This is a genomic window from Acinetobacter portensis (assembly GCF_010646905.1).
Taxonomy (GTDB): domain Bacteria; phylum Pseudomonadota; class Gammaproteobacteria; order Pseudomonadales; family Moraxellaceae; genus Acinetobacter; species Acinetobacter portensis.
On record NZ_JAAARQ010000002.1, the window covers coordinates 1034342 to 1060510 of the forward strand.

Here is a 26169-nt window from a genome sequence, read left to right on the forward strand (position 1 = left end):
TTTTTTTTGCTTTGTGTAATTTTTACCGTAGTAGATAATCAAGCAGGTTTAATATTGTCTGATTTAACTTTGTTCAATTATCACTATTTTTAAAAATTAGTCCAAAGTCTTCATATTATTTTTTGAAACTGCGTAAATATTAATACTTCTGCAACACGCTACAGGTACTGAATTGCTATATTAAGCCTAACAATATCAACATGCTCGAAACAGGATTTAAGATGAGCTTTTCACAAGACGTTTGGAATAGAAATTTAGATTTATATCAAAAAACACTTCAGCATCCTTTTAACCAAGAGCTTGCGCAAGGAACTTTAGACAAAGATGCTTTTTGTCATTATGTCATTCAAGATGCACATTATTTAGTGGCTTATGGTCGCTCGCTTGCTGTATGTGCAGCAAAAGCATTTAGCGCAGAAGAAATTATTCAATTCTCTGAAGCTGCGAAACTTGCCATTGTATTTGAACGTGAAATGCACAATGAATTTTTAGATCAATTTAAAATTTCTACGCAAGACTTTGCAACAACACCGCTTACGCTTGCTTGCCATCATTACACTTCATTTTTACAAGCAACGGCTTGGTCTGAAAGCTATCCTGTTGTTTTGGCATCTCTACTGCCTTGTTTCTGGATTTATGCAGAAGTGGGGAAAGATATTGTAAATAAATCGGTAGAAAATAATCCGTATCAAGCTTGGATTGATACTTATGCAAGTGAAGACTTTCATGAATCCGTACAAAAAGTGATTGATACTGTAGATGCAATTGCTGAACGTTGCGATGTAGATACGCTTGAAAAGATGCATCAAGCATATACACGTGCTGCACAGCTTGAATGGTTGTTCTGGGATGGTGCTTATCATCAAAGACAATGGAATGGTTTAGAAGCTTAATTGTATTCATAAAAAATATTCTCGATGCAAATGTGCATCGAGAATATGAAATACATCATTTCATTCATCACTTTGATTTCACCCAAAGGCACCAAGAGCATTTTCATTCGCACTAAAACAATTTAATTTTTGTTTATTGGTGATACAACTGCCAACCATAAATTAAACCTGCCGCAGCAACCACCCAACACAAAGTTGCCAATCCTAAGCATGACCACATCGACATTTTAGTTGCAAACACATACACCATCAGCAAATAAATAAAATATGGAATAAGCGACCACAAACCAAATAAAGCAGTTTTCTGTAATGCCCCTGCCCTTGTTGTTGCGACACAATCACATGTGCAATTAAAGCAAATGTAGGGAATAAAGGAACTAATCCTGCAATATAAAAAGCTTTGCTTTTCGACAAAATAGAGATAAGAAGAACAACCGCAGCACCTAAAGCACACTTCAAAAATAACGCAAACATAATTTATTTTTCGTAAATTCCTTTTTCAGCATTATAGCTGAGTAAAAACATGTTCTACGATAAAAATCATAAACTTAAAGATTATTTTTCAATCAAAAATATATTTCTGAATATTTACAAAAAATTGATTTGTAATTATTAAATGACACGGTACACTATTATTAATGAGAATTATTATCATTTAAAAATAACATTGGAGCAACTCGATATGAATCAGGAAACACAAGGTACCGAAGCCATTCGCGCCATGATTACATTGCGAAAGTGCTGGTATGAAAATGATGAAATTTATTTAAACCAAGGTTGTTTGCATTGTGGCTCTGCTGCGACTTATTTAATTTATTTTACCAACCGTAAAGTTCAAAATTTAATGCTCGATTTTATTGGTCGCTATAATTGCAACCCTAAACTAAATTTCGATTTTCTAGATATTGAAAACTTTTCAGAACAATATGAACACTTTTTATCTCAACTTGAACGCTTAGTGATTCAATACTCTTTCGGTAAAACACAACAAATAAAAGCACAATCTTTTGAAAATATTGAATCTATTTTTGAACGTCCTTATTCTGGCTTATGTGATATCGCTTAGTTTTCTTTCAAATTTTTAGCATCTTTCTAGCACAGTTTTATACTGTGCTTTTATTTGTGTCACATTTAAAACAATCACCGCCACAAATTGTCGTTTTAATTACTTTATTTTGCACTTGAACAATTTTCATGCGCTATCATATACCTTTATTCACGCACCCTTTTTGAGAAGTATTTATGAGTCAAAGTCATATCCGTATTCGAGGCGCACGCACCCATAATTTAAAAAATGTGTCACTCGATATTCCACGAGACAAGTTTGTGGTAATCACGGGACTTTCAGGCTCAGGGAAATCATCTTTAGCATTCGATACTTTATATGCCGAAGGTCAGCGACGCTATGTAGAATCACTTTCTGCCTATGCGCGTCAGTTCTTATCTCAAATGGAAAAACCTGAAGTCGATTCGATTGAAGGTTTAAGCCCTGCCATTGCGATTGAACAAAAATCGACAAGTCATAACCCACGCTCAACCGTGGGAACAATTACAGAAATTTATGACTATCTTCGTTTGCTCTACGCACGTGTCGGCACGCCATATTGCCCAGAACATGACTTACCGATGGTGGCACAAACTATTTCAGAAATGGTCGATGCTGTAAAAGGTCTTGAAGAAGGAACAGCACTGATGTTGCTTGCGCCTGTTATTCGAGATCGCAAAGGTGAATACACCAATTTATTTGAACAATTACAAAGCCAAGGTTTTGTTCGTGCGCGTGTCGATGGCGAAGTCATGGACATCGACCCAATTCCTGAACTCGATAAAAAGAAAAAACATACCATTGAAGTAGTGGTTGACCGTTTTAAAGTCCGTGATGATTTAGGCAACCGAATTGCAGAATCTTTTGAAACTGCACTGCGTTTAGGTGGTGATATTGCCATTTTATCTTGGATGAAAGGTGAACAAGCAGACCGTACGTTCTCTGCAAAACACTCTTGCCCTGAATGTGACCGCGCTGTGGGTGAATTAGAACCGCGCTTGTTCTCGTTTAACAATCCATTTGGTGCCTGCCCGACTTGTGATGGTTTAGGAACGCGCAGTCATTTCAGTGCAGATAAACTCATTCCGAATAAAGAAGTTTCTATTAGCCAAGGCGCAATTCGTGGTTGGGACAGACAACGCCCTTACTACTACAGCATGATTCAAAAAGTTGCCGATCATTTTAGTTTTTCTGTAGATACGCCATGGAATGAACTTGATGCCGATACTCAAAAGAAATTTTTATACGGTACAGGCAAAGATAAAATAGATTTAAGTTATATCGATGAACGTGGTCGCTCACATAAGCGTGTGCAAGCTTTTGAAGGAATTTTGCCACATTTAGAACGTCGTTACCGTGAAACAGAAAGTAATTATGTTCGTGAAGATTTAGCACAATATCTTTCTAATGCGGCATGTGACGTTTGTGATGGTTCACGTTTAAATGAAATCTCACGTAATGTAAAAATCTTAGATAAAACCATCGCCCAAATTACTAAAATGTCGATTGGCGATGCTGAAAATTATTATCAAGATGTTCAGCTTGAAGGTGCCAAAGGTGAAATTGGCGATAAGATTTTCAAAGAAATTCGTGAACGTCTACATTTCTTAGTATCTGTTGGTTTGAATTATTTAAGCCTTTCACGTTCTGCCGAAACCCTTTCAGGGGGTGAAGCACAGCGTATTCGTTTGGCTTCGCAAATTGGTGCGGGCTTAATGGGCGTGATGTACGTACTTGATGAACCATCAATTGGTTTACATCAACGTGATAACGACCGTTTGCTTGAAACATTGGTTCGCTTACGTGATTTAGGCAATACTGTTTTAGTGGTTGAACATGATGAAGATGCCATTCGTGCAGCCGATCATATTATTGATATTGGTCCTGGCGCAGGTATTCATGGTGGTCACGTCATTGCCGAGGGTACTTATGATGAAATTTTGGCAAACCCTAAATCTTTAACAGGTCAATATTTATCGGGCAAGTTAAAAATTGAAGTACCTAAAGTTCGCATTCAACCGCCAAAACCTGAAGAACAAATTAAGCTGATGGGTGCAGCAGGTCATAACTTAAAAAATGTAGATTTGACGATTCCTTTAGGCATTATGACTTGTGTGACAGGTGTTTCAGGTTCAGGTAAATCAACCTTAATTAACCGTACACTTTTACCGCTTGCTGCAACTCAATTGAATGGTGCAACAACGCTTACAGCGGAAAAATTTGACTCGATTGATGGTTTGCAGTTCTTAGATAAAGTGGTTGATATTGACCAAAGCCCTATTGGTCGTACGCCTCGTTCAAACCCTGCAACCTATACAGGTTTGTTTACACCAATTCGTGAATTATTTGCACAAACACCTGAAGCAAAAGCACGTGGTTATGCCGCAGGTCGTTTCTCGTTTAACGTGAAAGGTGGTCGTTGTGAAGCCTGTGAAGGCGACGGCATGATTAAAGTTGCAATGCACTTTTTACCCGATATGTATGTGCCTTGCGATGCGTGTCATGGCAAACGTTATAACCGTGAAACTTTGGAAGTTGGCTATAAAGGCAAAAATATTTCCGATGTTTTAGAAATGACTGTTGAGGATGCGATGCATTTCTTTGATGCCATTCCTGTCATTCACCGTCGTTTGGAAACCTTGCATCAAGTTGGTTTGGGTTATATCCGTTTAGGTCAATCTGCAACGACACTTTCGGGTGGTGAAGCGCAACGTGTGAAATTGGCACGTGAACTTGCGAAGCGTGATACGGGTAAAACCTTATATGTGCTAGATGAACCAACAACAGGTTTGCATTTCCATGATATTGCGAAACTTTTAGATATTCTTCACGAGCTTCGTAATAAGGGTAATACCATTGTGGTGATTGAGCATAATTTAGATGTAATTAAAACTGCCGATTGGGTGATTGATTTGGGCCCTGAAGGTGGTGCAGGTGGCGGTATGATTATTGCCGAAGGCACGCCTGAAGAAGTGGCTAAATCTAAAGTTTCGCATACAGCGAGATTTTTAAAGACGATGTTGAAGTGATAAAAATAGGGCTCGTAAGAGCCCTTTTTTTATTATAATTCCTCAGTAAAGTAGTTTATATAATGCTGAGGATAGCCTTTTGATTTACCAATATTTTCAATAATTTCTTTGAGCCAAGATTTTACTGTTTGTACCATTTGAGATTGTTTCAATTGATATAATTCTATTATTTTTTTACAGATAGTTTTCAATGATAATGTCTTGAAAGCAGATGGATACTCATCCTTAATAAAATTTTCTAGATGCTTTTTCGTCATGTGATAAAGAACTTCTTCACTTCCATATGCTGTTTCACCTTTATAAAGATATAGTTCGAGTATTCTTAAAAATTCTTGTTGTTTGAAACTATTAGGATCATCTAATAAATCTTTTATAAACTTTCTATATTTTTGTGTTTGATCCTCATGCCAATAATAAAGTTTTAGCATTCTTTCATGGTTCTCATGAAATGCACTTTGAAGATGTTCTTTTACTAATTGATCAATCTGATTAATTTCCTCTTGTGCATCAAACTCTGAAAGAAAAGAACAATAAAATTCAATATTCTCTAACACATCGAACTTGATGATTTTTTTAATTTCAGATGACAATTTTTTAGTAAATCCAGAGTCTAGATTATAGTTTTTATAATTATTAATTAACTGATCAATCTTAGCTTTTGCCTTCATATAATTATCATCAATTAAATCTGATTCGACGAGCTGTCGAATAATTTTCGAATCAAAACTACTTTTTTGTTCAAACCATTTTTTAAATTCAGTTGCCCATAAATCATTTTGAGAAAAAATGGGGGAAATACTGTTTATAAGGTTAAGTTGAATATTATCTTTGCCAATATGATCTTTATCATGTTTTTTCTTAACTTCAGCACTAAACTGACTTTTACGTGTAAATTGGTCCCAATTAATATCAAGATTCTGTCCAAAATCCTCAATAAAATATCCTTGTAATATTCGAACTAAAATAATTTCTTTGGTCCAATAGGCAACTTCATTTGGCAATTGCTCTAAAAATTCACGATATAACTTAATAACTTTCTGAAAGAATCTAAAATTATGAATTTCTAATTCGTCAGCAAATTTCACCATTAAATCAATTAATGGCTGATCAATCTCTGCCTCTTCAGCTTTCACTCGAATTAAAGGTTCAACTGATGTAATTTTGATTGTGTCATCTATTAATTTTTCTTTGTATTCAGCATATTTTTTCTTATTTTCTTCATCATTTTTAGACTCATCTAAAATCAAAATAACTTGGCAATTTCTCTCTAGCTTTAATTGATTAACTAAGCCCATAACATCTTGAATTTTTAATTTATCTGATAATCTTTCAAAGTCATCAAAACAAATAATTGCATCTTTGACTTGAGCGTAAAGTAAATTTTCTAATAGTTTTGCCGATGCACTAACACCATATTGAGAAACTTTTATATCTTTAAATTGCTCTAATGACTTTTTTAATAGCGAAGAAAATTCGAGCCTTTTAGGTGCTTCTTTAACATAAGGATTGGTAGATAATTTAGTACAAATAGCATTTTTTAAATCTTGAATGCTTTCTATACCAAATAAAGAAATATACGCATACTTTTTGTTTTCAAATGCCGAAGCAAAATCTACTCGACTTGCCTCATAATAAAATTTTTCTTTTATCTTTTTTTCTTCTTGAGTTTTTTCTTTAAAAAACTTATTCCAAAAATGAGTTTTGCCAATGCCCCAACATCCTGTAATAGCTACAGCAAAACCTTCGTTATTTTTCTTTCTAAAAATTTCTTCTAAGCGTTTTTCTCGCTCTTTAACATTCATAATCATGGTCTTACAAAATACTTAAAGCACTTATACCTCAAGTACTTCGTAAAACCAATTCGCCAAAAAGCTAACTATATCAAATAATGAAAAACACCCAACTTATCTAATGCATCTAAAGTTAATTGCTTCCGCAAACTCACATCATCGCCATCTTTCATTTGCATATTCAAAGCAAAACTCACAACCTGACCATCAGCCTTTTCAACAAAACCCACATACCAACCTACTTGCGGGTCAACATCCATTCCCCAACCACTTTTCGCATATAAATGATTTTCCCCTCTACGCTCCACATACAACATCTCTTTCACTTGTTGCTGAACTTCAGGTTTAAACGCCAACTGCCCTTTGCCGAGTTGATATAAAAATTTCACTTGTTCATTTGGGGTAATAGTTAAAGGACCTTTTAACCAAAACTGATCGACCTGAGAACCTATTTGCATATTCCCATAGCCAATTCTTTCCAATTCCTTTTGCATTAATGGCAAACCAATACGACGTGCCAAAGCTTGATAAACAGGCACAGCTGAAACTTGCATTGCTTCAGCTAAAGTCATGTCCTTTTCCCAAGACTTTATAAATTTGGGTTTTCCATCCCATTTAAATATTTCTGTAGACGTGGCTTTCCCCTGCTCTAAAGCAATTAAGGCATTGGTAATTTTAAAAGTAGATGCAGGAATATAAGCAGTATCTGCACGGTTCAAATGTGTACCGTATGCATTAAGTTTTATACCATCGAATGTGACAAAAACAGCATCTGCATGTGCTTCTTTAAATAAAGCCTGAATCCTTAAAGCAGGATTTACTGAATTTAAATGAGATGCGGTTGGCCGAGGTGTCAATTGATTTTGATTATAAGTCGATGCACATGCCATAAGCCCCATGCTGACAAACATCACAGCACAATATTGAAATAGTTTCATATTAAAAAGTAAGATAAAAAAACTAGATTGAATGAGGTGTGAAAAAAACACCATTGAGTTTTCGTATATTGATAAATGAGGAAAATTAAAAACTGTTTCAGATTACCCCAAAACAGCATTCTTACCTTGCGTTTTGACCTTCAACAAAGACTTATCTGCACGTTCCAACAAAGCCATCCAAGATACCGCTCCAACAGCAACACCCGCACTAATAGAAACACTCACAAACTCATTCAAATCTTTAACGTAAAATTCAGAATTATTAATAGAATAACGAATCTTTTCAGCAAGAATTAATACATCTTTAAAGTTTGTATTATCTACAATAATTAGAAACTCATCACCACCATAACGAACAACCAATTCCGACGACGTTAAATGCTCTTTCAAATTATCGGCAATAAATTTAATAACCTGATCACCAATAATATGCCCTAAATGATCATTCACAATTTTAAAATCATCAATATCAATAATAATTAAACCCGTTTGAGTCAAACGCTCAGGTCTTAGCTCCAACAAACGAATATATTCATTCAAAGCAAGACGGTTTGAAACACCCGTTAAAACATCTGTGTTTGCGATATTACGTAATTGAAATTCCAAAATATCTCGTTGTTGCAACATATTTTGAAGTTTTTGAATCGATTCAAATAAAGAAACTTCCTTATCCGCCTTTTCCAAAGGAAAAGCCAAACTTTGTTTAGACTCAGAAAGTTCTAGGATTTTTTGTCTTGCTTCAATAAGAGGAACAAATACTTTCCTACGTGCATAAATCAATGTAAACAAAGCAGAGAACAATGAAACAACAGAAACTAATAGTGTAAATATAAATCCTCTAAACTCTCGTTTATAAGCTCTTTCAACTGAAGATAAACTACTTTTTAGAATATACCCCTGCAAATCAACAACGGTTACAAACTTATCCACCATTACCTTCGTTAATTCTGTTCCTTTAAGTGAATAAGGCTTGTTTTGTCGACTTTCTTGAATTAAACCAGCAACAACAGGTATACCTTTATTAATAAACTCTCTTTGAACTTTTTTATGTAATTCTAAATATTCAACAGTGCGTTGCTCAGAAGGCTGTAAGGTATTAATTAAATCCCATAAATAATCGACTTGATACTGCGTTTGTAAAGAATGTGAAATATTCTCTTCAGAAATTGGCTGCCCATAAGTAACAGATGCCATAATTGTTGATGCGACTCGACCTGCTTGATCTCTTAAATCTGCTAATAGAAGTACTAAAGTATAATTATCTGAAATATTTGATGTTCTACCAACCGAATGATAAACAATTCTTTTTAATACATCATGTGTAGAATCCCAAGCAACGAACATTTTCTTAATAGCTTGATCAAGTTGCTCAGCGTCTCTTTGTGAAACTGGCGTAGCAATATATTCATCTACTGCATTACGTCCATTTTCAAGATTTTTAATTAAATTGACATACAACCATTCTGCTTGCTTTGTAAAACCATGACTATTTAAGACATAAATCGTTTTTCCTATTTGTTGATCAACCTTATTTCTATATTGTTTGAGCTCTTTTAAGTTTTCTCCAAGTTCTTCTGGAGAACTTGACATAGCTTTATTCGCAGGTGCACGCTCTTTCGAAATATTATTTGCCAATTCAGCAATATCTTGTAAAACCAAAATTTCAGACAGTGCAAGTTCTGATTTTTTATAATTTAAATAACTATTTACAGTTAATGGGACAGAAATAATTAGCAAGGATGAAATAATAATGCTCATCGACCAAAAAAGTTTATGCCGAATATGCTCGGAACGTAATTTTTGATTCATATGAGCCTATCCCCATTACATAAAGGTCAAACATTTCGACCATAGAATTTCATGCATATATAATATACAGATGTATGCAAGAAACATATATTAATTAACCCTAAAATTTCGATGCTAAAACTTATAAATTGCATTTAAACTTTCAACGACAATAAATACAGCCCATATATTTACTACAGTACCAACTTCCACATAAATTCATAAAAAGACGATATTTTTAACAAATAATATAAAAAATATATTCACATCATTTACACATGCATCAAATAGGTGCATAATGCACCTCATTAGGGCAAGTTAATAAATTCCTCAGCAGATTTATGAATTTACCCGCAATTTTTGGCGATAAAGAAACCGGTTTTCATTGAAAACTGGTTTTTTTATGTCTTTTTTTTCTTAAATATATTTTTTTATATCAACTTATGCACCATATTGACGCATATTAATTGGAGATAAAAAAAAGCCCAACCTTGGGGAAAGTTGGGCAGATAAAATAAAACTGGTGGAGAATTAACTTAATTAATCACAATAAATTTCATGTATTTATTGAAAATAAATCCGACTAAAGAAGTTGGACTTACCTCATGATTATTAAATATATTATATGATATGTAAAGTTTATTCTGACTATTTTGTACTATTTTTAAACAAATGAAATTTCATTTTCAAAATTTATTTCCCGAATTTCAAACAAGGCAATTAATTGATATTTTAATTATTATTTGATATTTAATCTAATATTTCAATAAGTAAAAACATGACAACTATTTCTTTCTGCTCTTAATTATCAATTAGCTCTTTGTTATGCTGAATGTTTTTAGGTTGACAACAAAATAACCAAATGCTCATTTTTCAAACAAAGAAATTATAGTGCAATTGCTCAAACCAATTATGATGCCTAACTTGATTGACATCATAAATTGTTACAATATAATGCAAACCGCTTATCCCTTTTTTAATAAAACTGGTAACTATCATGAAAAAACTCGGTTTAGCCACTGCATTATTATTAGCAATGACCGGTGCTCAAGCGTACCAATTCGAAGTTCAAGGTCAATCAGAGTTCATCGACAACACTGCTAACCACAACGACTTTACTGGCGCTGTTCAAGGTACTTACTACTTAAACAATGTTGACTCTTCTAAAGGTCCTTTAGCTGAAGCAGCATTTTTAAACCAAGCTTCTAACGTTTCTGTAGCTTATAACTACGGCGAAAACAAACAAGCTGGCGAACGTACAGTTAACCATACTTACGGCGTTAAAGCTGAAGCTTACATTCCTACTAAATTAGTTCCTGCTTATGCAAGCGCTTCTTACAATCACACTATCTCTGATAGCAAAACTGGTGGTGCTGACGACAATGGCGACCGCTATGCATTAGAATTTGGTGCTTTAGTTGCGCCTAATTTCTTAGTTGCTGTTGGTTATACAAGCGTTGCTGACCAAGTTTCTTATGACGCTTTCAACATCCTTTCAAATGGTGTTGCTAAAGCTGCTATCGAATCAAAAACAATTGCTGAAGATCAAGATGCAATTACTGCACGTACTAAATACGTAGGTGCAATCGATGGTACTAACATGTCTATCGGTTTTGATGCTGGCTTAGTTTATGGCGAAGATTCTGCTTATAACTTAGGCACTACGCTTTACCTTAACAACAAATTAAGCGTTGGCGTTTCTTACATGGAATCTAGCTACGATTTCTCTCCAAGCAACGCTTGGGGTGCTAACGTAAACTACTTCGTTACTCCTGCTGTATCTGTAGGCGCAAGCTATGTAAATGCTAACTTCAAAGCTAAAGATGCTAACAAAGAGCAAACTCTTGATTTAGACACTCAAACTGTTGGCTTAAATGCTAAATTCCGTTTCTAAGTTAAATTAGATTCTGAATAAAAAAAAGGACGCTTATGCGTCCTTTTTTTTATGGTTGATCGGTTCGTACTAAACTTAAAAAATGCAAGTGTCGTTCATACTGATCAATAATATCCTGAATTAAATCTTCAACCGTCCAATCCATAACATCATAGTTTTGCCCACCTTCTCTTAGAAAAACTTCTGCTTGATAGTTTTGGCTATCTTCAGCTTTCGGTTCCGCCATAAAGCTTGGTGTAGATGTTTCACGCGAAATTACTTGGTAAACAAAATTGATTTCATCATGATGGTTAACACGTAACTGTAATCCATCTTCTACATCTTTGATGCTGATATCTAATTTACGGCGCTTAAGTTCTTTTTGAACACTCAAAAAGGCTTTTTTCACAACGTCTTCAATATAGCTTTGTACTTCTTGCTGTGTATGCGGATAATGCATAATAAGACCCAGTCGTTGTTGCCAACTTCGCGGGTTTTGAATAGCTCTTGGAGTAATTCGAGCAGCTTGTAAAGCTTGCATCTTGGTCGCATCTAAACGCAAAGCTTTGACCAAGCCCCAACAAATAAACAGCATAATAAAAGTGAATGGTAATGCACTTAACATGGTTGCAGATTGCAATGCACCTAAACCACCATTTAACAGCAATACAATTGCTAAGAAAGCCATGAGTACTGTCCAAAATAGCCGTTGCCATGTTGGGGAGTTTTCAGATTTTGCAGTTAAATAATCGGTGACTAATGCACCTGAATCTGCTGAAGTCACAAAAAATAGCATCACCAAGAACGTTGCAACTAAACTCATTACGCCTGAAAAAGGTAATGTGTTTAAAAATTCAAATAAGGCAACCGATGAATCTTGCTGAACGGCACTTACAAGCGTTGTATTGGCTTCATTTAAAATGCTGTTAAGTGCAGCATTTCCCATGAATCCCATCCAAATTAAAGTAAAACCTGTAGGAATAAAAAGCACCCCTACAATAAATTCACGAATAGTGCGCCCTTTCGAAACACGGGCAATAAACATCCCTACAAATGGTGACCATGAAATCCACCACGCCCAATACATAATGGTCCAACCGCCAATCCATCCATTAGATTGATATGCATAAAGATTAAAAGTCATTGTAAAAAGATTGGAGACGTATTGTCCTGCATTTTGAATGGTCGTTTGCAGTAAATAAATACTTGAGCTTGCAAAGAAAACAAAGAGTAAAAGTACTAAAGCTAAAACGAGATTTAATTCAGAAAGTCTTTTTATTCCTTTATCTAAGCCTAAAAAGACCGATAAAGATGCCATGATACTAACCACGATAATCAAAATTACTTGTGTGGTAGAAGATTGCTCTATACCAAATAAATAATTAAGACCTGAGTTAATTTGTGTAACACCAAAACCCAAAGTTGTCGCTACACCAAAAACTGTACCAATAGTGGCAAAGGTATCTACAGCATCGCCCAATGGTCCATAAATTCTTTTGCCAATGAGTGGATATAAAGCAGAACGTATTTTTAGGGGTAAATTATGTCGATAAGCAAAATATGCAAGAGATAACCCAACAACAGTATAAATTGCCCAAGCATGTAAGCCCCAATGGAAAAAAGTGACTTGCATTGCTTGTTGTGCCGCTTCAATGGTTTTTGCATCTCCTGTTGGCGGTGACACATAATGCATAACAGGTTCTGCGACACCAAAGAACATCAAGCCAATACCCATACCTGCTGTAAATAACATCGCAAACCATGAACGATTGCTATATGCAGGCTGACTATGTTCTAAACCAAGCTTGATTTTGCCCATGTCTGATATTGCAATATAAACCAGTAATATCAAAAAAATGGCAACAGATAGTACGTAAAACCAGCTAAAAGAATCTGTTACCCATTGATTCAAATACTTTGTCACTAAACCAAATGAGCTTGGTGCAAGCAAAACAACCATTAAAAATAGACCAATGATTGTCACCGTACTCACAAATACATTTGGATTTATATTGGAATACCATGCTAATTTCTTGGAAGGCATATTTCCCCCATATTAATTATTAATGTAAACAGACAGACCTCACGGTCAAAGAGACATCTACGTGATGTAGATAAAATGCGTGCTTCAATAAATAAAGCAGAACCCAAGAATAAATTAATGTTTAAAATAAAGCTGTTAGACAACTGTTCCTTTATTGTTAACACATTTTTTATACATATAAAAAATTATGAATATTAATTTGTAGACAATAAAAAACCCCTTTCGGGGCTTTTTATTTTGGCAATGTCATCTTAATGATCAGATGCGCCAGAGATACCTACACCCGTCTGTGAACGTACAAACTGTGCATCGAAAGCTTTACGCTCTGCTTGTGCTTGTGCTGAATTATCAGTCACAGAGAATAACCAACAGCAGAAGAAGGCTAATGGCATTGCAAAAATTGCAGGGCCATTGAATGGGTTTATTGGTGTTTCAGAAATACCCAATGTATCTACCCAAACTGCTTTAGATAAGATAATGAGCGTTACTGCTAATACTAGACCAACTACGCCACCCATAACGGCACCACGTGTAGTTAAACCTTTCCAGTACATTGAAAGCACAAGAACTGGGAAGTTTGCACATGCTGCTACAGAGAATGCTAAACCAACCATAAATGCTACGTTTTGCTTTTCAAACACAATACCTAAAATCATTGCGAAAATTGCTAAACCTAAAGTCGCAATTTTTGACATACGAAGTTCAGATTCAGGTGTTGTTTGACCTTTTTTGAATACGTTTGCATATAAGTCATGTGAAATTGCAGATGCACCTGACAAAGTCAAACCAGCCACAACCGCAAGAATTGTTGCGAATGCTACTGCTGAAATGAAGCCCATGAACAAGTCACCGCCTAATGCATCAGACAAATGAACCGCAGCCATGTTGTTACCGCCAACAAGTTCTAACTTGCCAGTAACAGCCATTTTAGCCACATCAAGGAATTGCGGGTTATTCGATACATAAAGAATCGCACCGAAACCAATGATGAATGTTAAAAGGTAGAAGTAACCAATAAAGCCTGTTGCAACCACAACCGATTTACGAGCTTCTTTTGCATCTTTCACTGTGAAGAAACGCATAAGAATGTGTGGAAGACCTGCTGTACCAAACATCAATGCAAGACCTAAAGAAATTGCGTCAATTGGGTTAGATGCTAATTTACCAGGTCCCATGATTGCACCCGCTTGTTCAAGCGTAACATCATGTACTTTAGAATAAACTTGGATCGATTGTGAGAACATTTCAGTGAAGCTGAAACCAACACCTTTCATTACCATAAATGCCATGAAAGTCGCACCTGAAAGCAACATCACCGCTTTAATGATTTGCACCCAAGTTGTTGCCAACATACCACCAAAAATCACGTATGCCATCATGAGTAAACCCACAATTACAACGGCAATGTTATAGTTCAAACCGAATAATAGTTTAATCAGCTGACCTGCACCTACCATCTGCGCGATTAAGTAGAATGCAACAACAACCAATGAGCTAATTGCAGCTAACGTACGAACTGGTTTTTCTGCTAAACGGAAAGATACAACATCAGATAAGTTGAATTTACCTAAGTTACGTAAACGTTCTGCCACCAAGAATAATACAATTGGCCAACCGACCATGAAACCAAGCGAGTAAAGTAAACCATCAAAACCTGACATGAACACCATGGCAGAAATACCAAGGAATGATGCTGCCGACATGTAGTCACCAGCAATTGCCAAACCATTTTGGAAGCCTGAAATACCACCGCCTGCTGTATAGAAGTCATTGGTATTTGTTGTTTGCTTCGCAGCCCACTTGGTAATAAATAATGTTGCACCTACAAAAATCACAAACATGATAATTGCATGCCAGTTTGTCGCTTGCTGTTCAGCTGCACCTAAATCTGGGCCTGCAAATGCCATTCCTGACATAAGAGCCGTAGATGCGACAAGTGCTTTAAGTGAATTCCATTTCATCTTAATTTTGTCCTTTCTCATGAGCAATTGCTTCAACTTCACGAATTGCATCTTCGTTTAATTTATCTAACTTATTGTTGGCGATATATGAATAAACGCCGCACAATAAAAAAGACAGAACAATAATACTTAAACCTAGAGGCATCCCCCAAGTGGTTACACCACCAGAGATTGAACTCAAAAGAAATTCTTTGTTATAACCAACTAAAAGCATAAAACCAACATAAACAAAAAGCATAATGGCTGTTAAAGTCCAACTTAATGTACTTTTTTTACTGACCATTTCCTTGAATTTTGGATTTTGTAGAATACGTTCTACCTGTTTATCATCCATTAAACTAACTCCTTTAAATGCCCGACCTTGGACACAACATTTTTAATTCGAATTTTCACTATTCACGGTATCAATGTTAGTAGTTCTTGTAATTTAGACTTTGGTCGCTAAAAAATGAGCAATTTAAACTGACAAGTTCATCTATAGAGTATGATTAGCTTATAGATTTTTTGCTGTGGGCAATATGAATAGCTGGCTAATTATTGGGGTGCTTGCCCTTTATATCGCATTACTTTTTATTTGTGCATTTTTCGGTGAAAAACATGCAAGCCGCCTCAGTACGCGTGGTCGCATGTTCTTATTCAGTCTCACTTTAGGTGTTTATTGTTCATCTTGGACATTCTATGGCGCAACAGGTGCAGCCGTCCGTGAAGGTATTCTTTTCCTTCCTATTTACTTGGGCCCCTTACTTTTTGTTGCTTTAGGCTATGACATCTGGCGACGTTTAGGACGAGTCAGACAGCACCATGCTATTTCATCTATTGCCGATTTTATTGCAGCCCGTTATGGCAAAACAGGCGCGCTTGCATCCTTAGTCACCATTCTTGCCGTCATTGCGATTATCCCCTATTTAGCCTTACAGCTTCGCGCTATTGCATTGAGTGCTGCCGTCATTTTAGAACCCGCAGCAGGTATTGCGAGCACAACCAATAGTGTTTTATTCCTCACGAGTATTTTAGCTATTTTGGCGATGATTTTTGGTACGCGACAAATTGCCAATACAGAACAACATGGCGGTCTCATGCTTGCTGTGGCGTTTGAATCTTTTGTGAAATTATTTGCCTTACTCGCTGTTGCCTGTTTTTTTATTTTCGATTCGCCTGAAAATATTCATCAAATTTCTAGTGATGTTTCAAGTACCTTTAATGAAGTAAAAATGTATGGCGTTCCAGACACTTTCTGGGTTCAAACTTTATTGGCAGGCTTAGCAATTATTTGTTTACCTCGCCAATTTCACGTTGCCGTTGTTGAGCTTCGAGATGAGCAACATATTCGAGGTGCAAGACGCTGGTTTGCGGTTTATTTAATTTTAACAACTATTGCCATTGTTCCTATTGCAAGTTGGGCAATGCATGCAGCACCCAATTATTTAGCTATTCCAGATATTGCTGTTTTATCTTTACCTTTAAGTTACAACCAAGATTGGCTCACTCTACTCGCATTTTTAGGTGGTTTTTCTGCCTCTACAGGCATGTTACTGGTTTCTTCTGTTGCATTATCAATCATGCTCAGTAATGACTTAATCATGCCTGCATTGTGGCGGTTCAATATCTTTTCTCGCCATGATAAACGTTTACCTTTGGTGCTGAAGTTTACCCGTCGAGTTTGCATTTTAGTGGTGATGCTTCTTGGCTTTTTATTCTTCCATTTCTTTAATGATATTGACCAACTTTCAGTATTTGGTTTATTAGCATTTAGTGCTGTTGCACAATTTGCACCTGCGCTGATTGGTGGTCTTTATTGGCGCGGTGGCAGTAAACAAGGGGTTTATGCAGGATTAATTACTGGCTTTGTTGTATGGGCATATACATTGTTATTGCCTACAATTTTAAAGAGTCTCCCAGAAACTTATCTTGATTTTTCTCACTATTTCTTAAATGTAGGTCCTGCTGGAATTCATTGGTTACGCCCTGAAGCACTTTTAGGTTTTCAATCTTTAGCACCACTTACACATGGCGTATTTTGGTCTTTAGGCTTAAATATCATTTTATATATTTGGGTTTCACGAATTTTTCGACCTAGTGTTGCAGAGCAAATTCAAGCCGAGAGTTTCTTTTACTATGAAACCAAACCACTTCCCTCTCAAAATACAAATAACGAAACAAGTTTCTCTTATCAAGACGTTGCTCGTTTAAAAGTTCGGGACTTAATTACTTTAGCAAAACGCATTACAGGTGAAGAACCAACCATTAAAGCATTTGAGCAATTCTGCATGCTCAATAATGTTGAATTAAATGAAAATAGCAGCGCCAATGGCATGTGGTGGCGCTTCACTGAGCAGTATTTGGCAGGAACGATTGGTGCAGCATCTGCACGTACATTACTTACAACAGCAATGGTGAATAATGGTTTAGCTTTAGGGCAAGTTGCCAATATTCTAGACCAAGCATCGCAATGGCAGCGTTTTAATCAAAACCTCATTATGACCATGATCGATCATATGACCCAAGGTGTAAGTGTGGTCGATGCCAACATGTGCTTAGTTGCATGGAATAATCAATATTTAAAACTCTTCGATTATCCAAGAGATATTGTTTATGTCGGTTGTCCAATTTCAGACTTAATTCGATATAACGCAGAACGTGGAGAATGTGGTCCAGGTTCTGTTGAAGAGCACGTTCGTAAGCGAATGCATTGGATGCGTGTAGGTAGCGCACATGAATTTGAACGCATCCGTAAAGATGGTCGCGTTATTCAAATGCGTGGTAACCCGATTGAAGGTGGTGGTTTCGTTACAACCTTTGCCGATATTACCGCTTTCCGTGAAAATGAAGCCGTTTTGGAAGGTCGCGTTAAAGATCGTACGCAACAATTGGCGAATGCACTTACGGAACAACAACTTGCCCGTGAACAAGCAGACAAAGCCAATATGTCGAAAAGTCGATTTATTGCTGCTGCAAGTCATGATTTATTACAGCCAATGCATGCTGCTCGTTTATTTAGTACTGCTTTAGAACAAAGCGTTCAGTGTGATGATGATCGACAAACACTACAACAGCTTGATCGTGCCTTACATGGTGCAGAAAGCATGCTCTCTGCTTTACTAGATATTGCTCGTTTAGAAGGTGGATCTATTCAACCAAAACGTCAATCTTACCCATTACATGATTTATTAAGCGATTTAAAACTTCAATTCAAATCGATTGCAGCACAACGAAATATCAAACTAAGTGTCCATGATGCACAATTTTGGATTGATACCGATCCACAATGGATTCGACGTATTATTCAAAACTTTGTCAGCAATGCTCTACGTTATACGGCTAAAGGTCGTGTTGTTGTTGGTATTCTGCGCTCGGCTGAAAAACCAAATCATATTCGTATTGGTGTTTGGGATACAGGCCCCGGCATTGCAGAAGAACAACGCATTAAACTTTTCCAAGAGTTCGAGCGATGTGGTCACACCTCCCCTTGGGGCGAACAAGGTTTAGGTTTAGGGCTTGCCATTGTTCAACGTATGACGGGGCTGCTAAATTACCCTGTGCATGTCTATTCAACGTATGGGAAAGGCTCATGTTTTATAATTGAAGTGCCTATTGTTGAGGCACCTAAAGTTATCGCAACTCCTGCGCAAGCCATTCCTTTAAAATCTAAAGCTTACAAAATTTTGTGCTTAGATAATGATGAAACTATTTTAGAAGGTATGAATACTTTACTGACTAAATGGGGCTATCAAGTTTTTAAAGCGACTGAGCCAGAGCAAGCAGCAGAAATTATTCAGCGTGAAAACATTCAAGTTTGGTTGGTCGATCAACATCTAAACAATAACAAACTTGGCTTAGATTTTATTTTGAAACATCGCCCAGAAAATACACCTGTTGCGCTGATTACAGCAGATTCAGACCCTGAACTTCCACAAAGACTAAAAGAGTTAAATGTTATTTTACTCAAGAAACCATTGAAACCTGCATCATTACGTTCATGGTTATCTGGCTTAAAAATTAGTAGCTCTTAAAATCAGAGCATAAAAAAGACCTCTTCATGAGGTCTTTTTTTATATATCTTAGATAAGCATCTGAAAGACTATTAGATATTTTTTTCTTCAATATTTAACGCATTAATTGCCAATACCGCCTGTGTTCGGTTTTGTACACCTAACTTACGGAAAATAGCCGTTACATGCGCTTTAATTGTTGCTTCAGAAACATCTAGCTCATAAGCAATTTGCTTATTCAGTAAGCCTTCAGCAACCATCATTAACACACGGAATTGTTGCGGAGTTAATGATTGAATACGTTCTGCTAATGCAGTTTCATCTGCCGCGCGAGGGTCGAAACTTAAATTTGCAGGTAAGTTTGCAGGCAACCAAATTTCGCCTTCTAATACCTGACGAATCGCCTCACCAATATTACTTGGGTGTGCCGACTTAGGAATATAGCCCATTGCGCCATGTGCAATTGCACGTTGGATAATAGATACATCTTCGTGTGCAGATACCACAATAATTGGAAGCGATGGATATTGCGCGCGAACATGAACCAATGCAGAAAAACCTGAAGCACCAGGTAAGTTTAAATCGAGTAAAACAAGATCTGGTTCAGGGCCTTTTTCCAAACGCTCATAAAGTTCATTAACAGCAGCTGTTTCATGAATTTGAGCTTGCGGTAAACTATAACGAACAGCTTGAATTAAAGCATGACGAAATAATGGGTGATCATCAACGATTAAAATATTCATAAGTCACGAGAGAGATCTTGTGCGCGGTAAGTCTATTCTAACCACACATCGATATATATGGATATGCAAAAAAGCTATATTTTGCATTTAATTATTCAATTTTTAGGGGATTTTTAACTTTTTTTATCATTTTCTTGTTTTTGACTTAATAAATCTATTTTTCATATAAATTTTATCAAAACTAATAAATAGCTTATCAACATTAAATATAATTTTATTTTTCATGCATTTATTTAATCTTTTATAAAAGAATATAAATACCATTCGCCATATATAAAAATCAGATAACTTATCTTTATTTGTTTATTTTACAGGAATAAGCACTTGTTGATTAATAGAGCTATTCAAAGATATATAGATTTTTAGGTTTCCCCCATGTCAAATGTTAATCAACAAAAACCACTGAATATCGTTGCTGTTTCTGGCGGCTTAAACAATCCATCTAAAACAGAAGCTTTGGTTCAAGCCATTTTAAATGAGCTTGGTGAAGCAACTCCTATTAATGTACATTTCATCAAATTCAGTGAAATTGGTCCTCTTTTAGGTGGTGCAATTTACCGTAATCAACTTCCTCAACGTGTTCAAGATGATTTAGCTGCTGTCGAAGCGGCCGATGCGCTCATTGTAGGTACACCCGTTTACCGTGCATCTTTCACAGGTTTATTTAAACATTTCTTTGACTTTGTTGAACAAACTGCACTTGTAGATGTTCCTGTATTACTTGCTGCTTCTGGCGGTAGTGATCGTCATGCTTTAGTCCTTGAGCATCAATTACGTCCTTTATTTAGCTTCTTCCAAGCACAAACTTTACCTATTGGCGTGTACGCAACTGATCGTGATTTCACACCTGAATACACCATTCACAGTGAATTCCTGATTGACCGTATTACGCTTGCTGTTGCTCGTGCATTGCCAATTCTTGAATGGGCGCCTGCAAAAGGTCAACGTGCCGAAGTGGTGAAAGAGAAAACGCAATTAGCAAACCAAAACCTTGGTATTAACAAACAAATTGAACAAGAAGAAGTCCTTCCATCTGCGGCAGTTCCTAGCTTAGATGCAGCTGAGTCACGCTTACATGCGAAAACGCCTAAAACTCAGGTTGCATAAAATAAATACACTGGAGAAGAACCATGACACAGTTAAAAAATGAAGCGATCAAATTTGCCTATTGGGTTCCAAATGTAAGTGGCGGTTTAGTTGTAAGCAACATTAAACAACGTACCGATTGGAGCTATGACTACAATGTCAAACTTGCTCAAACAGCGGAAAAAAGCGGTTTTGAATATGCATTAACTCAAATTCGTTTTACAGCTGGCTACAATGCAGAACATCAACATGAATCTGTGAGCTTCAGTCATGGCATCTTAGCTAAAACAGAAAAACTAAAAGTGATTGCGGCTATTTTGCCAGGTCCTTGGAAACCTGCCCTTGCCGCAAAACAATTAGCAACCATCGATCATTTAACCAATGGCCGTATTGCAATTAATGTCGTGAGTGGTTGGTTCCGTGGTGAGTTCGATGCGATTGGTGAAGAATGGCCTGAACATGATCAACGTTATGCCCGCTCGGAAGAATTTATTCGCGCTTTAAAAGGTGTTTGGACGCAAAATAACTTTAGTTTTGATGGTAAGTTTTATCAATTTAAAGATTACACACTTTCTCCAAAACCTGTTCAAAAACCACATATTGAAATTTTCCAAGGAGGTAGTTCTCGTGCAGCCCGTGATATGGCATCTCGCGTATCTGACTGGTACTTCACTAACGGAAATACACCCGAAGAACTGAAAAAACAAATTGATGATATTCGTGAAAAAGCTAAGGCGAATAATCATGAAGTTAAAGTCGGTGTAAATGCGTTCATTATTGCACGTGATACTGAAGAAGAAGCGAAAGCTGTGCTTCAAGAAATTATTGATGGTGCAAATGTAGAAGCAGTCAAAGCCTTTGGTGATGCAACCAAAGAAGCTGGGGCGGCAACAACTGAAGGTGAAGGCAACTGGGCAAAATCTACTTTTGAAGATTTAGTTCAATATAACGATGGTTTCCGTACAAATTTAATTGGTACACCTCAACAAATTGCTGAACGTATTGTTGAATTGAAATCTGTGGGTGTCGATTTAGTTCTTTCAGGCTTCTTAAATTTCATTGAAGAAGTTGAATACTTTGGCGAAAAAGTTCTGCCTTTGGTACGTGAACTTGAAGAAGCACAAAAGAATCAAATTACAGCAAAATCTGCGTAATTTTGAGATAACAATTAAATAGAATTCTAATGTTCCAAATTTCCCTCAAGACTCGGCTTGGGGGATTTTTTTTAACGAATAAGCATAGTTTGCCCATTCAATCGGCTTTACAATGTTTAAGATTGGCAAATAAGAAGATGTAAATATGTACACAGGTATTGTTCAAGGTTTAGAAAAGGTTCTTGACGTTCGTCAAGGTGACGGTTTTACAACCATTATTATTTCAAATACAAATAACTTTTTCCAAGATGTTTTTATTGGTGCAAGTGTCGCAATTAATGGTGTTTGCCTCACAGCAACACACATCGACTTAGACAAAAATACGGTTCATTTTGATATTTCAAACTTAACCAATCAGCTCACAACATTAAAGTTTCTTGAAGCCGGTGCAGAAGTAAATATTGAACGCTCTGCCAAAGTGGGTACAGAAAATGGTGGTCATAATTTATATGGTCATATTGAAGGTACAGCTACAATCGTGAATTTAATTCGTACAGGTGAAACCTTACATTTAGATATTGAAATTCCTGAAGCTAATATCAAATATTTCTTCTTAAAAGGTTTTATTGGATTAAATGGATGTAGCCTAACAGTGAACCGTGTAGATCGAGATACACAACAAATTTCTGTCGATTTAATTCCTGAAACTTTACGTTTAACCACATGGAAAGATGTAAAAATTGGCGATCACGTGAATTATGAAATTGATCAAATGACACGAACACTTGTCGATACATTAGAAAATATTCATCGACGTTAAAAAATAAAGGCTACTTCATTTGAAGTAGCCTTTATTTATGAATTGGATGTTACTTTAAATTAGAATGAATACAATCCAAAAGCATAACCAACAGCCAATAAGAACCAGCTAAATAACCACAACCATCCAAATGAGTAACGTAAATGCCTACCCATTTCAGTACCTGCTAGTCCCATTGCTAGCCACGTTGCAGGTGAAAATGGACTAACAAACGTGCCCACATTGTTGCCAATTGCCATGGCATAGACCACTGAATTAGGTGCAACACCTGAAGTTGCTGTCACCTCTTGTACAATAGGCAATAGAGCAAAGTAATACGCATCTGTACTTGTGAAAATATCCATTGGCACACCAAGAATACCCACAAAAATGTGTAACCCACCCACCCATGCAGATGGTAAAACTTGAATTAAATCGACAGCAATTGATTTCAACATGCCCGATTCAGTCATAATACCCAAGAACGCCCCTGCCGAAAAAATAATGGCAATCATAGTTAAAGCTTGCGGTGCATGACGACTAATGGCCTGCATACGTTCTTTAGGATTTGGAAAGTTAATAAACAATACCAAAGACAGCGCTATCATAAAAACATAAGGTGCTGAAAATAAGCCAAATGCTAAACAGATAATTGCAGATACAATCAACCCAATATTTAACCAAAAGTTTTTTGGCTTAATAATTTCATGTGCATTATCTTCAAAATCACTTATTGTACAGTCTTGTTCAAATGGTGTTGTTCCCATTAAGTGTGCAGCTGCAATTCGACGTTTTTCACGTAAACCCATAATCACAGCAACACCAACCATGGCAAGAATACCAATGACTTGCACAGGAATAATGCTTTGCCACAACAGTGATGCATCAACACCTGTAACCGCTGAAGCACGACCTAATGGACCACCCCAAGGCACCATGTTCATAACCCCCATACTACCTGCCATCAGCAATAGCATTAAATATGGACTCATTCCTAACTTACGATACAACGGTAATAGTGCAGGAATAATAATTAAGAATGTTGCAGCACCTGAACCATCTAAATGCACAACAGCAGCAATTAAAGTCGTGACAATTGCAACAACAATGACATTACCTCGAGTTAATGCCACCATTTTTTTAATGAGTGGATCAAACACATGCAGTTCTTTTAAAACGCTAAAGAACAAAATAGCAAAGAGGAACATCACCGCAACTTTGGTGACTTTGGTAATACCAGATTCAAAGAATGTTGAAACTTCTGAGGGTGTAAATCCTGCGATAAAAGCACCAATTAATGGAATAATTGACATCGCTAAAATAGGATTCACTTTGCCTGTTAAAAGCAGGGCAACAATAGTAATAATAATTAAAACGCCAATTAACGTTAGCATTTAACACTCCTTCTGATACGCTTTTTGGCATAAAAACGCTAAGACGATTCCTGTCTTAAATTGACTCTTTACACGATTTTTGGAATTAAAATTCAAATCATGAGGATCGCAAAAATTTGTTTTTGAATATTGATTCAAAACTGAACCCAAAATTCTTGTTGATAATCTATATGTTAATAAATCTAAAAAATATAATGTATTTATGATGTTCTCGTTGCATTTTTGAAACCAAAATCAACGATTTAATTTTTTATTGATTAGTCTTACTTATAAAAACTCACTTTTATAAAATTAGGGTTAAAAATTTAACAATAGATAAAACACATGAATAACGTATTTCTTATTTTTCTCATTTAAAACATGATTCAGACAAATAAGTCATGATTACCACCAGTGAATCCTTTTTAAATAGATGTAATAGTTATCTAAAAAGCTGAGCTAAAACCATAAAATAAGCCCCCAAAAGGAGGCTTAACTTTTTAAGAATAAAAACTTGGATCTGGCACTTTTCCTGTGAGTACCCACTCCCCAATTTCTTGGTATTTATAATCAACAGGATCATGCAACGTTTGCGTACGTACATTACGCCAAAAACGATCTAAATTGAGTTTCGCTGTTGTTGCTCGTGCACCCATCACTTGGAAGATATTTTGTGTGATATATAACGATGTATTGGTTGCAGCAATTTTTGCTGTAGCTATAGCAATTGAAACTTCACCGCGCTGTTCAGCCCTTAGTTTTTCGCCAACATCCCAAGCCTGTTGAAGCGTTTCAATGGCTTTATTCGCAAGTAAACGTACACCTTCAAGTTGCACATAAAACTCAGCAAAATGCTTTTGCGTAAATGGATCATTCACCGCATTTTCAGCTAAAGATTTTGACCATGCTTTTTGACTTTGCACCGTTTGTTTTGCTGTTTCGAAAGCACCTTCCGCCACACCTAAAAACATATGCACAAAAATAAGCTGAGCAATAAGCGGTCTTAAACTTGAATATGGCGTACTTAACGGCCCCGGATTTAAAAGCAATTCATCTTCGTGAATTTTCACTTGTTCAAAATGGCTTGTTCCGCTGTCCGTTTGGCGTTGTCCCATATTATTCCAATCACCTAAGAAGCTCACGCCTTCACGTGCCGTTGGAATAACGCCTATCAATAATTTCCCATCTTCGTTATACCCCGAACAAAGTAAAATGTCTGAATCTATAGAGCCTGAACAAAAGCTTTTATCACCCTGAAATAGATATTCTTTTTCTGATGTTTTTATTGCTGTAGTTCGTCGATCTAAAGGGTTTAATGTATTTCCCCAAAATAGATTATTTTTCGCTGTTTGTTTGAACCATTTTCCATATTGTTCAGGTTGGGAAAACAACTGTACCGTCGCAATAAGTAAATGATGAAAACCATACACATGAGCCAATGAGCTATCAACTTGCGCAAGTGTTTGAATGGTTTTAAATATAGTTTTCCAGTCTGCTCCACGCCCACCCAATTCATTTGGAATAGATAATCCTAAAAGACCACTTTGACGAATTAAATTGCGTTCAGTTTTAGGATTTCCCCCTTTCTTATCTCGCTCTGCTGCTGTTTCTGCAAAAGTTTTTGCGAGTTGTTGTGCAATTTTTAAAGGTTCAAATTGAATAGGAGATGAAGCATTCATAATATTGTCAGCATTTTTCATAACTTTTTTAGCTTAACAGACCTT

Annotated in this window: 17 protein-coding genes and 1 pseudogene; 8 read left to right on the forward strand and 10 right to left on the reverse strand. The window is 36.3% G+C overall.

Going from position 1 to position 26169, the window contains the following annotated elements; genetic code table 11:
- The first annotated feature begins 221 nt into the window (after positions 1–221).
- Positions 222–893: a thiaminase II gene (tenA, locus tag GTK57_RS04945; protein WP_163121661.1), complete on the forward strand. Its 672-nt coding sequence runs from the start codon at positions 222–224 to the stop codon at positions 891–893.
- Positions 894–1026: 133 nt separating this feature from the next.
- On the opposite strand, the pseudogene GTK57_RS04950 reads toward tenA, so the two are convergent.
- A pseudogene (locus tag GTK57_RS04950) lies at positions 1027–1367 on the reverse strand (GlpM family protein).
- 208 nt (positions 1368–1575) lie between these two features.
- On the opposite strand from GTK57_RS04950, the gene GTK57_RS04955 reads away from it, so the two are divergent.
- Complete coding sequence (locus GTK57_RS04955; RefSeq protein WP_163121663.1) at positions 1576–1959, forward strand: hypothetical protein; 384 nt, start codon at positions 1576–1578, stop codon at positions 1957–1959.
- Positions 1960–2135: 176 nt separating this feature from the next.
- Complete coding sequence (uvrA, locus tag GTK57_RS04960) at positions 2136–4967, forward strand: excinuclease ABC subunit UvrA (RefSeq protein WP_163121670.1); 2832 nt, start codon at positions 2136–2138, stop codon at positions 4965–4967.
- A gap of 32 nt (positions 4968–4999) precedes the next feature.
- Here uvrA and GTK57_RS04965 read toward each other — a convergent pair whose 3' ends face one another.
- The 3 genes from GTK57_RS04965 to GTK57_RS04975 all read right to left on the reverse strand — a co-directional run bounded on the left by GTK57_RS04965 (position 5000) and on the right by GTK57_RS04975 (position 9504).
- The gene (locus GTK57_RS04965) at positions 5000–6769 is read right to left on the reverse strand and encodes a P-loop NTPase fold protein (protein WP_163121672.1); all 1770 of its coding nucleotides are present in this window, start codon (positions 6767–6769) and stop codon (positions 5000–5002) included.
- Positions 6770–6843: 74 nt separating this feature from the next.
- A complete protein-coding gene (gene blaOXA / locus GTK57_RS04970) occupies positions 6844–7695 on the reverse strand; it encodes an OXA-1258 family class D beta-lactamase (protein ID WP_163121674.1) in 852 nt (283 codons plus the stop codon).
- Between the two features lie 102 nt (positions 7696–7797).
- Entirely contained in the window at positions 7798–9504 is a 1707-nt protein-coding gene (locus GTK57_RS04975) for a GGDEF domain-containing protein (RefSeq protein ID WP_163121676.1), read from the reverse strand.
- A 973-nt stretch (positions 9505–10477) separates the two neighbouring features.
- On the opposite strand from GTK57_RS04975, the gene omp33-36 reads away from it, so the two are divergent.
- Positions 10478–11377 carry a porin Omp33-36 gene (gene omp33-36 / locus GTK57_RS04980; RefSeq protein WP_267313487.1) on the forward strand — a complete coding sequence of 300 codons (900 nt, stop codon included), beginning with the start codon at positions 10478–10480 and terminating at the stop codon, positions 11375–11377.
- A 49-nt stretch (positions 11378–11426) separates the two neighbouring features.
- Here omp33-36 and GTK57_RS04985 read toward each other — a convergent pair whose 3' ends face one another.
- The 3 genes from GTK57_RS04985 to GTK57_RS04995 form a co-directional block, all read right to left on the reverse strand.
- On the reverse strand, positions 11427–13400 hold the full coding sequence (locus tag GTK57_RS04985) for a BCCT family transporter (RefSeq protein WP_163121680.1): 1974 nt from the start codon (positions 13398–13400) through the stop codon (positions 11427–11429).
- A 251-nt stretch (positions 13401–13651) separates the two neighbouring features.
- Positions 13652–15361: a cation acetate symporter gene (locus GTK57_RS04990; protein WP_152875273.1), complete on the reverse strand. Its 1710-nt coding sequence runs from the start codon at positions 15359–15361 to the stop codon at positions 13652–13654.
- A gap of 1 nt (position 15362) precedes the next feature.
- A complete protein-coding gene (locus tag GTK57_RS04995) occupies positions 15363–15695 on the reverse strand; it encodes a DUF485 domain-containing protein (RefSeq protein WP_152875271.1) in 333 nt (110 codons plus the stop codon).
- Positions 15696–15879: 184 nt separating this feature from the next.
- Here GTK57_RS04995 and GTK57_RS05000 point away from each other — a divergent pair, with 184 nt between their 5' ends.
- The gene (locus GTK57_RS05000; protein ID WP_163121682.1) at positions 15880–19371 is read left to right on the forward strand and encodes a hybrid sensor histidine kinase/response regulator; all 3492 of its coding nucleotides are present in this window, start codon (positions 15880–15882) and stop codon (positions 19369–19371) included.
- A gap of 71 nt (positions 19372–19442) precedes the next feature.
- Here the strand turns inward: GTK57_RS05000 and GTK57_RS05005 are convergent, their stop codons facing one another.
- A complete protein-coding gene (locus GTK57_RS05005; protein ID WP_152875267.1) occupies positions 19443–20093 on the reverse strand; it encodes a response regulator in 651 nt (216 codons plus the stop codon).
- Between the two features lie 375 nt (positions 20094–20468).
- On the opposite strand from GTK57_RS05005, the gene msuE reads away from it, so the two are divergent.
- The 3 genes from msuE (at position 20469) to GTK57_RS05020 (ending at position 23093) form a co-directional block, all read left to right on the forward strand.
- On the forward strand, positions 20469–21200 hold the full coding sequence (gene msuE, locus GTK57_RS05010) for an FMN reductase (RefSeq protein WP_163121684.1): 732 nt from the start codon (positions 20469–20471) through the stop codon (positions 21198–21200).
- Positions 21201–21223: 23 nt separating this feature from the next.
- A complete protein-coding gene (gene sfnG, locus GTK57_RS05015) occupies positions 21224–22333 on the forward strand; it encodes a dimethylsulfone monooxygenase SfnG (RefSeq protein ID WP_163121686.1) in 1110 nt (369 codons plus the stop codon).
- A gap of 145 nt (positions 22334–22478) precedes the next feature.
- On the forward strand, positions 22479–23093 hold the full coding sequence (locus GTK57_RS05020) for a riboflavin synthase subunit alpha (RefSeq protein ID WP_163121688.1): 615 nt from the start codon (positions 22479–22481) through the stop codon (positions 23091–23093).
- 59 nt (positions 23094–23152) lie between these two features.
- Here GTK57_RS05020 and GTK57_RS05025 read toward each other — a convergent pair whose 3' ends face one another.
- Positions 23153–24466 carry a CitMHS family transporter gene (locus GTK57_RS05025; RefSeq protein ID WP_152875260.1) on the reverse strand — a complete coding sequence of 438 codons (1314 nt, stop codon included), beginning with the start codon at positions 24464–24466 and terminating at the stop codon, positions 23153–23155.
- 479 nt (positions 24467–24945) lie between these two features.
- Positions 24946–26124 carry an acyl-CoA dehydrogenase family protein gene (locus GTK57_RS05030; RefSeq protein ID WP_163124607.1) on the reverse strand — a complete coding sequence of 393 codons (1179 nt, stop codon included), beginning with the start codon at positions 26122–26124 and terminating at the stop codon, positions 24946–24948.
- Between the last annotated feature and the right edge of the window lie 45 nt (positions 26125–26169).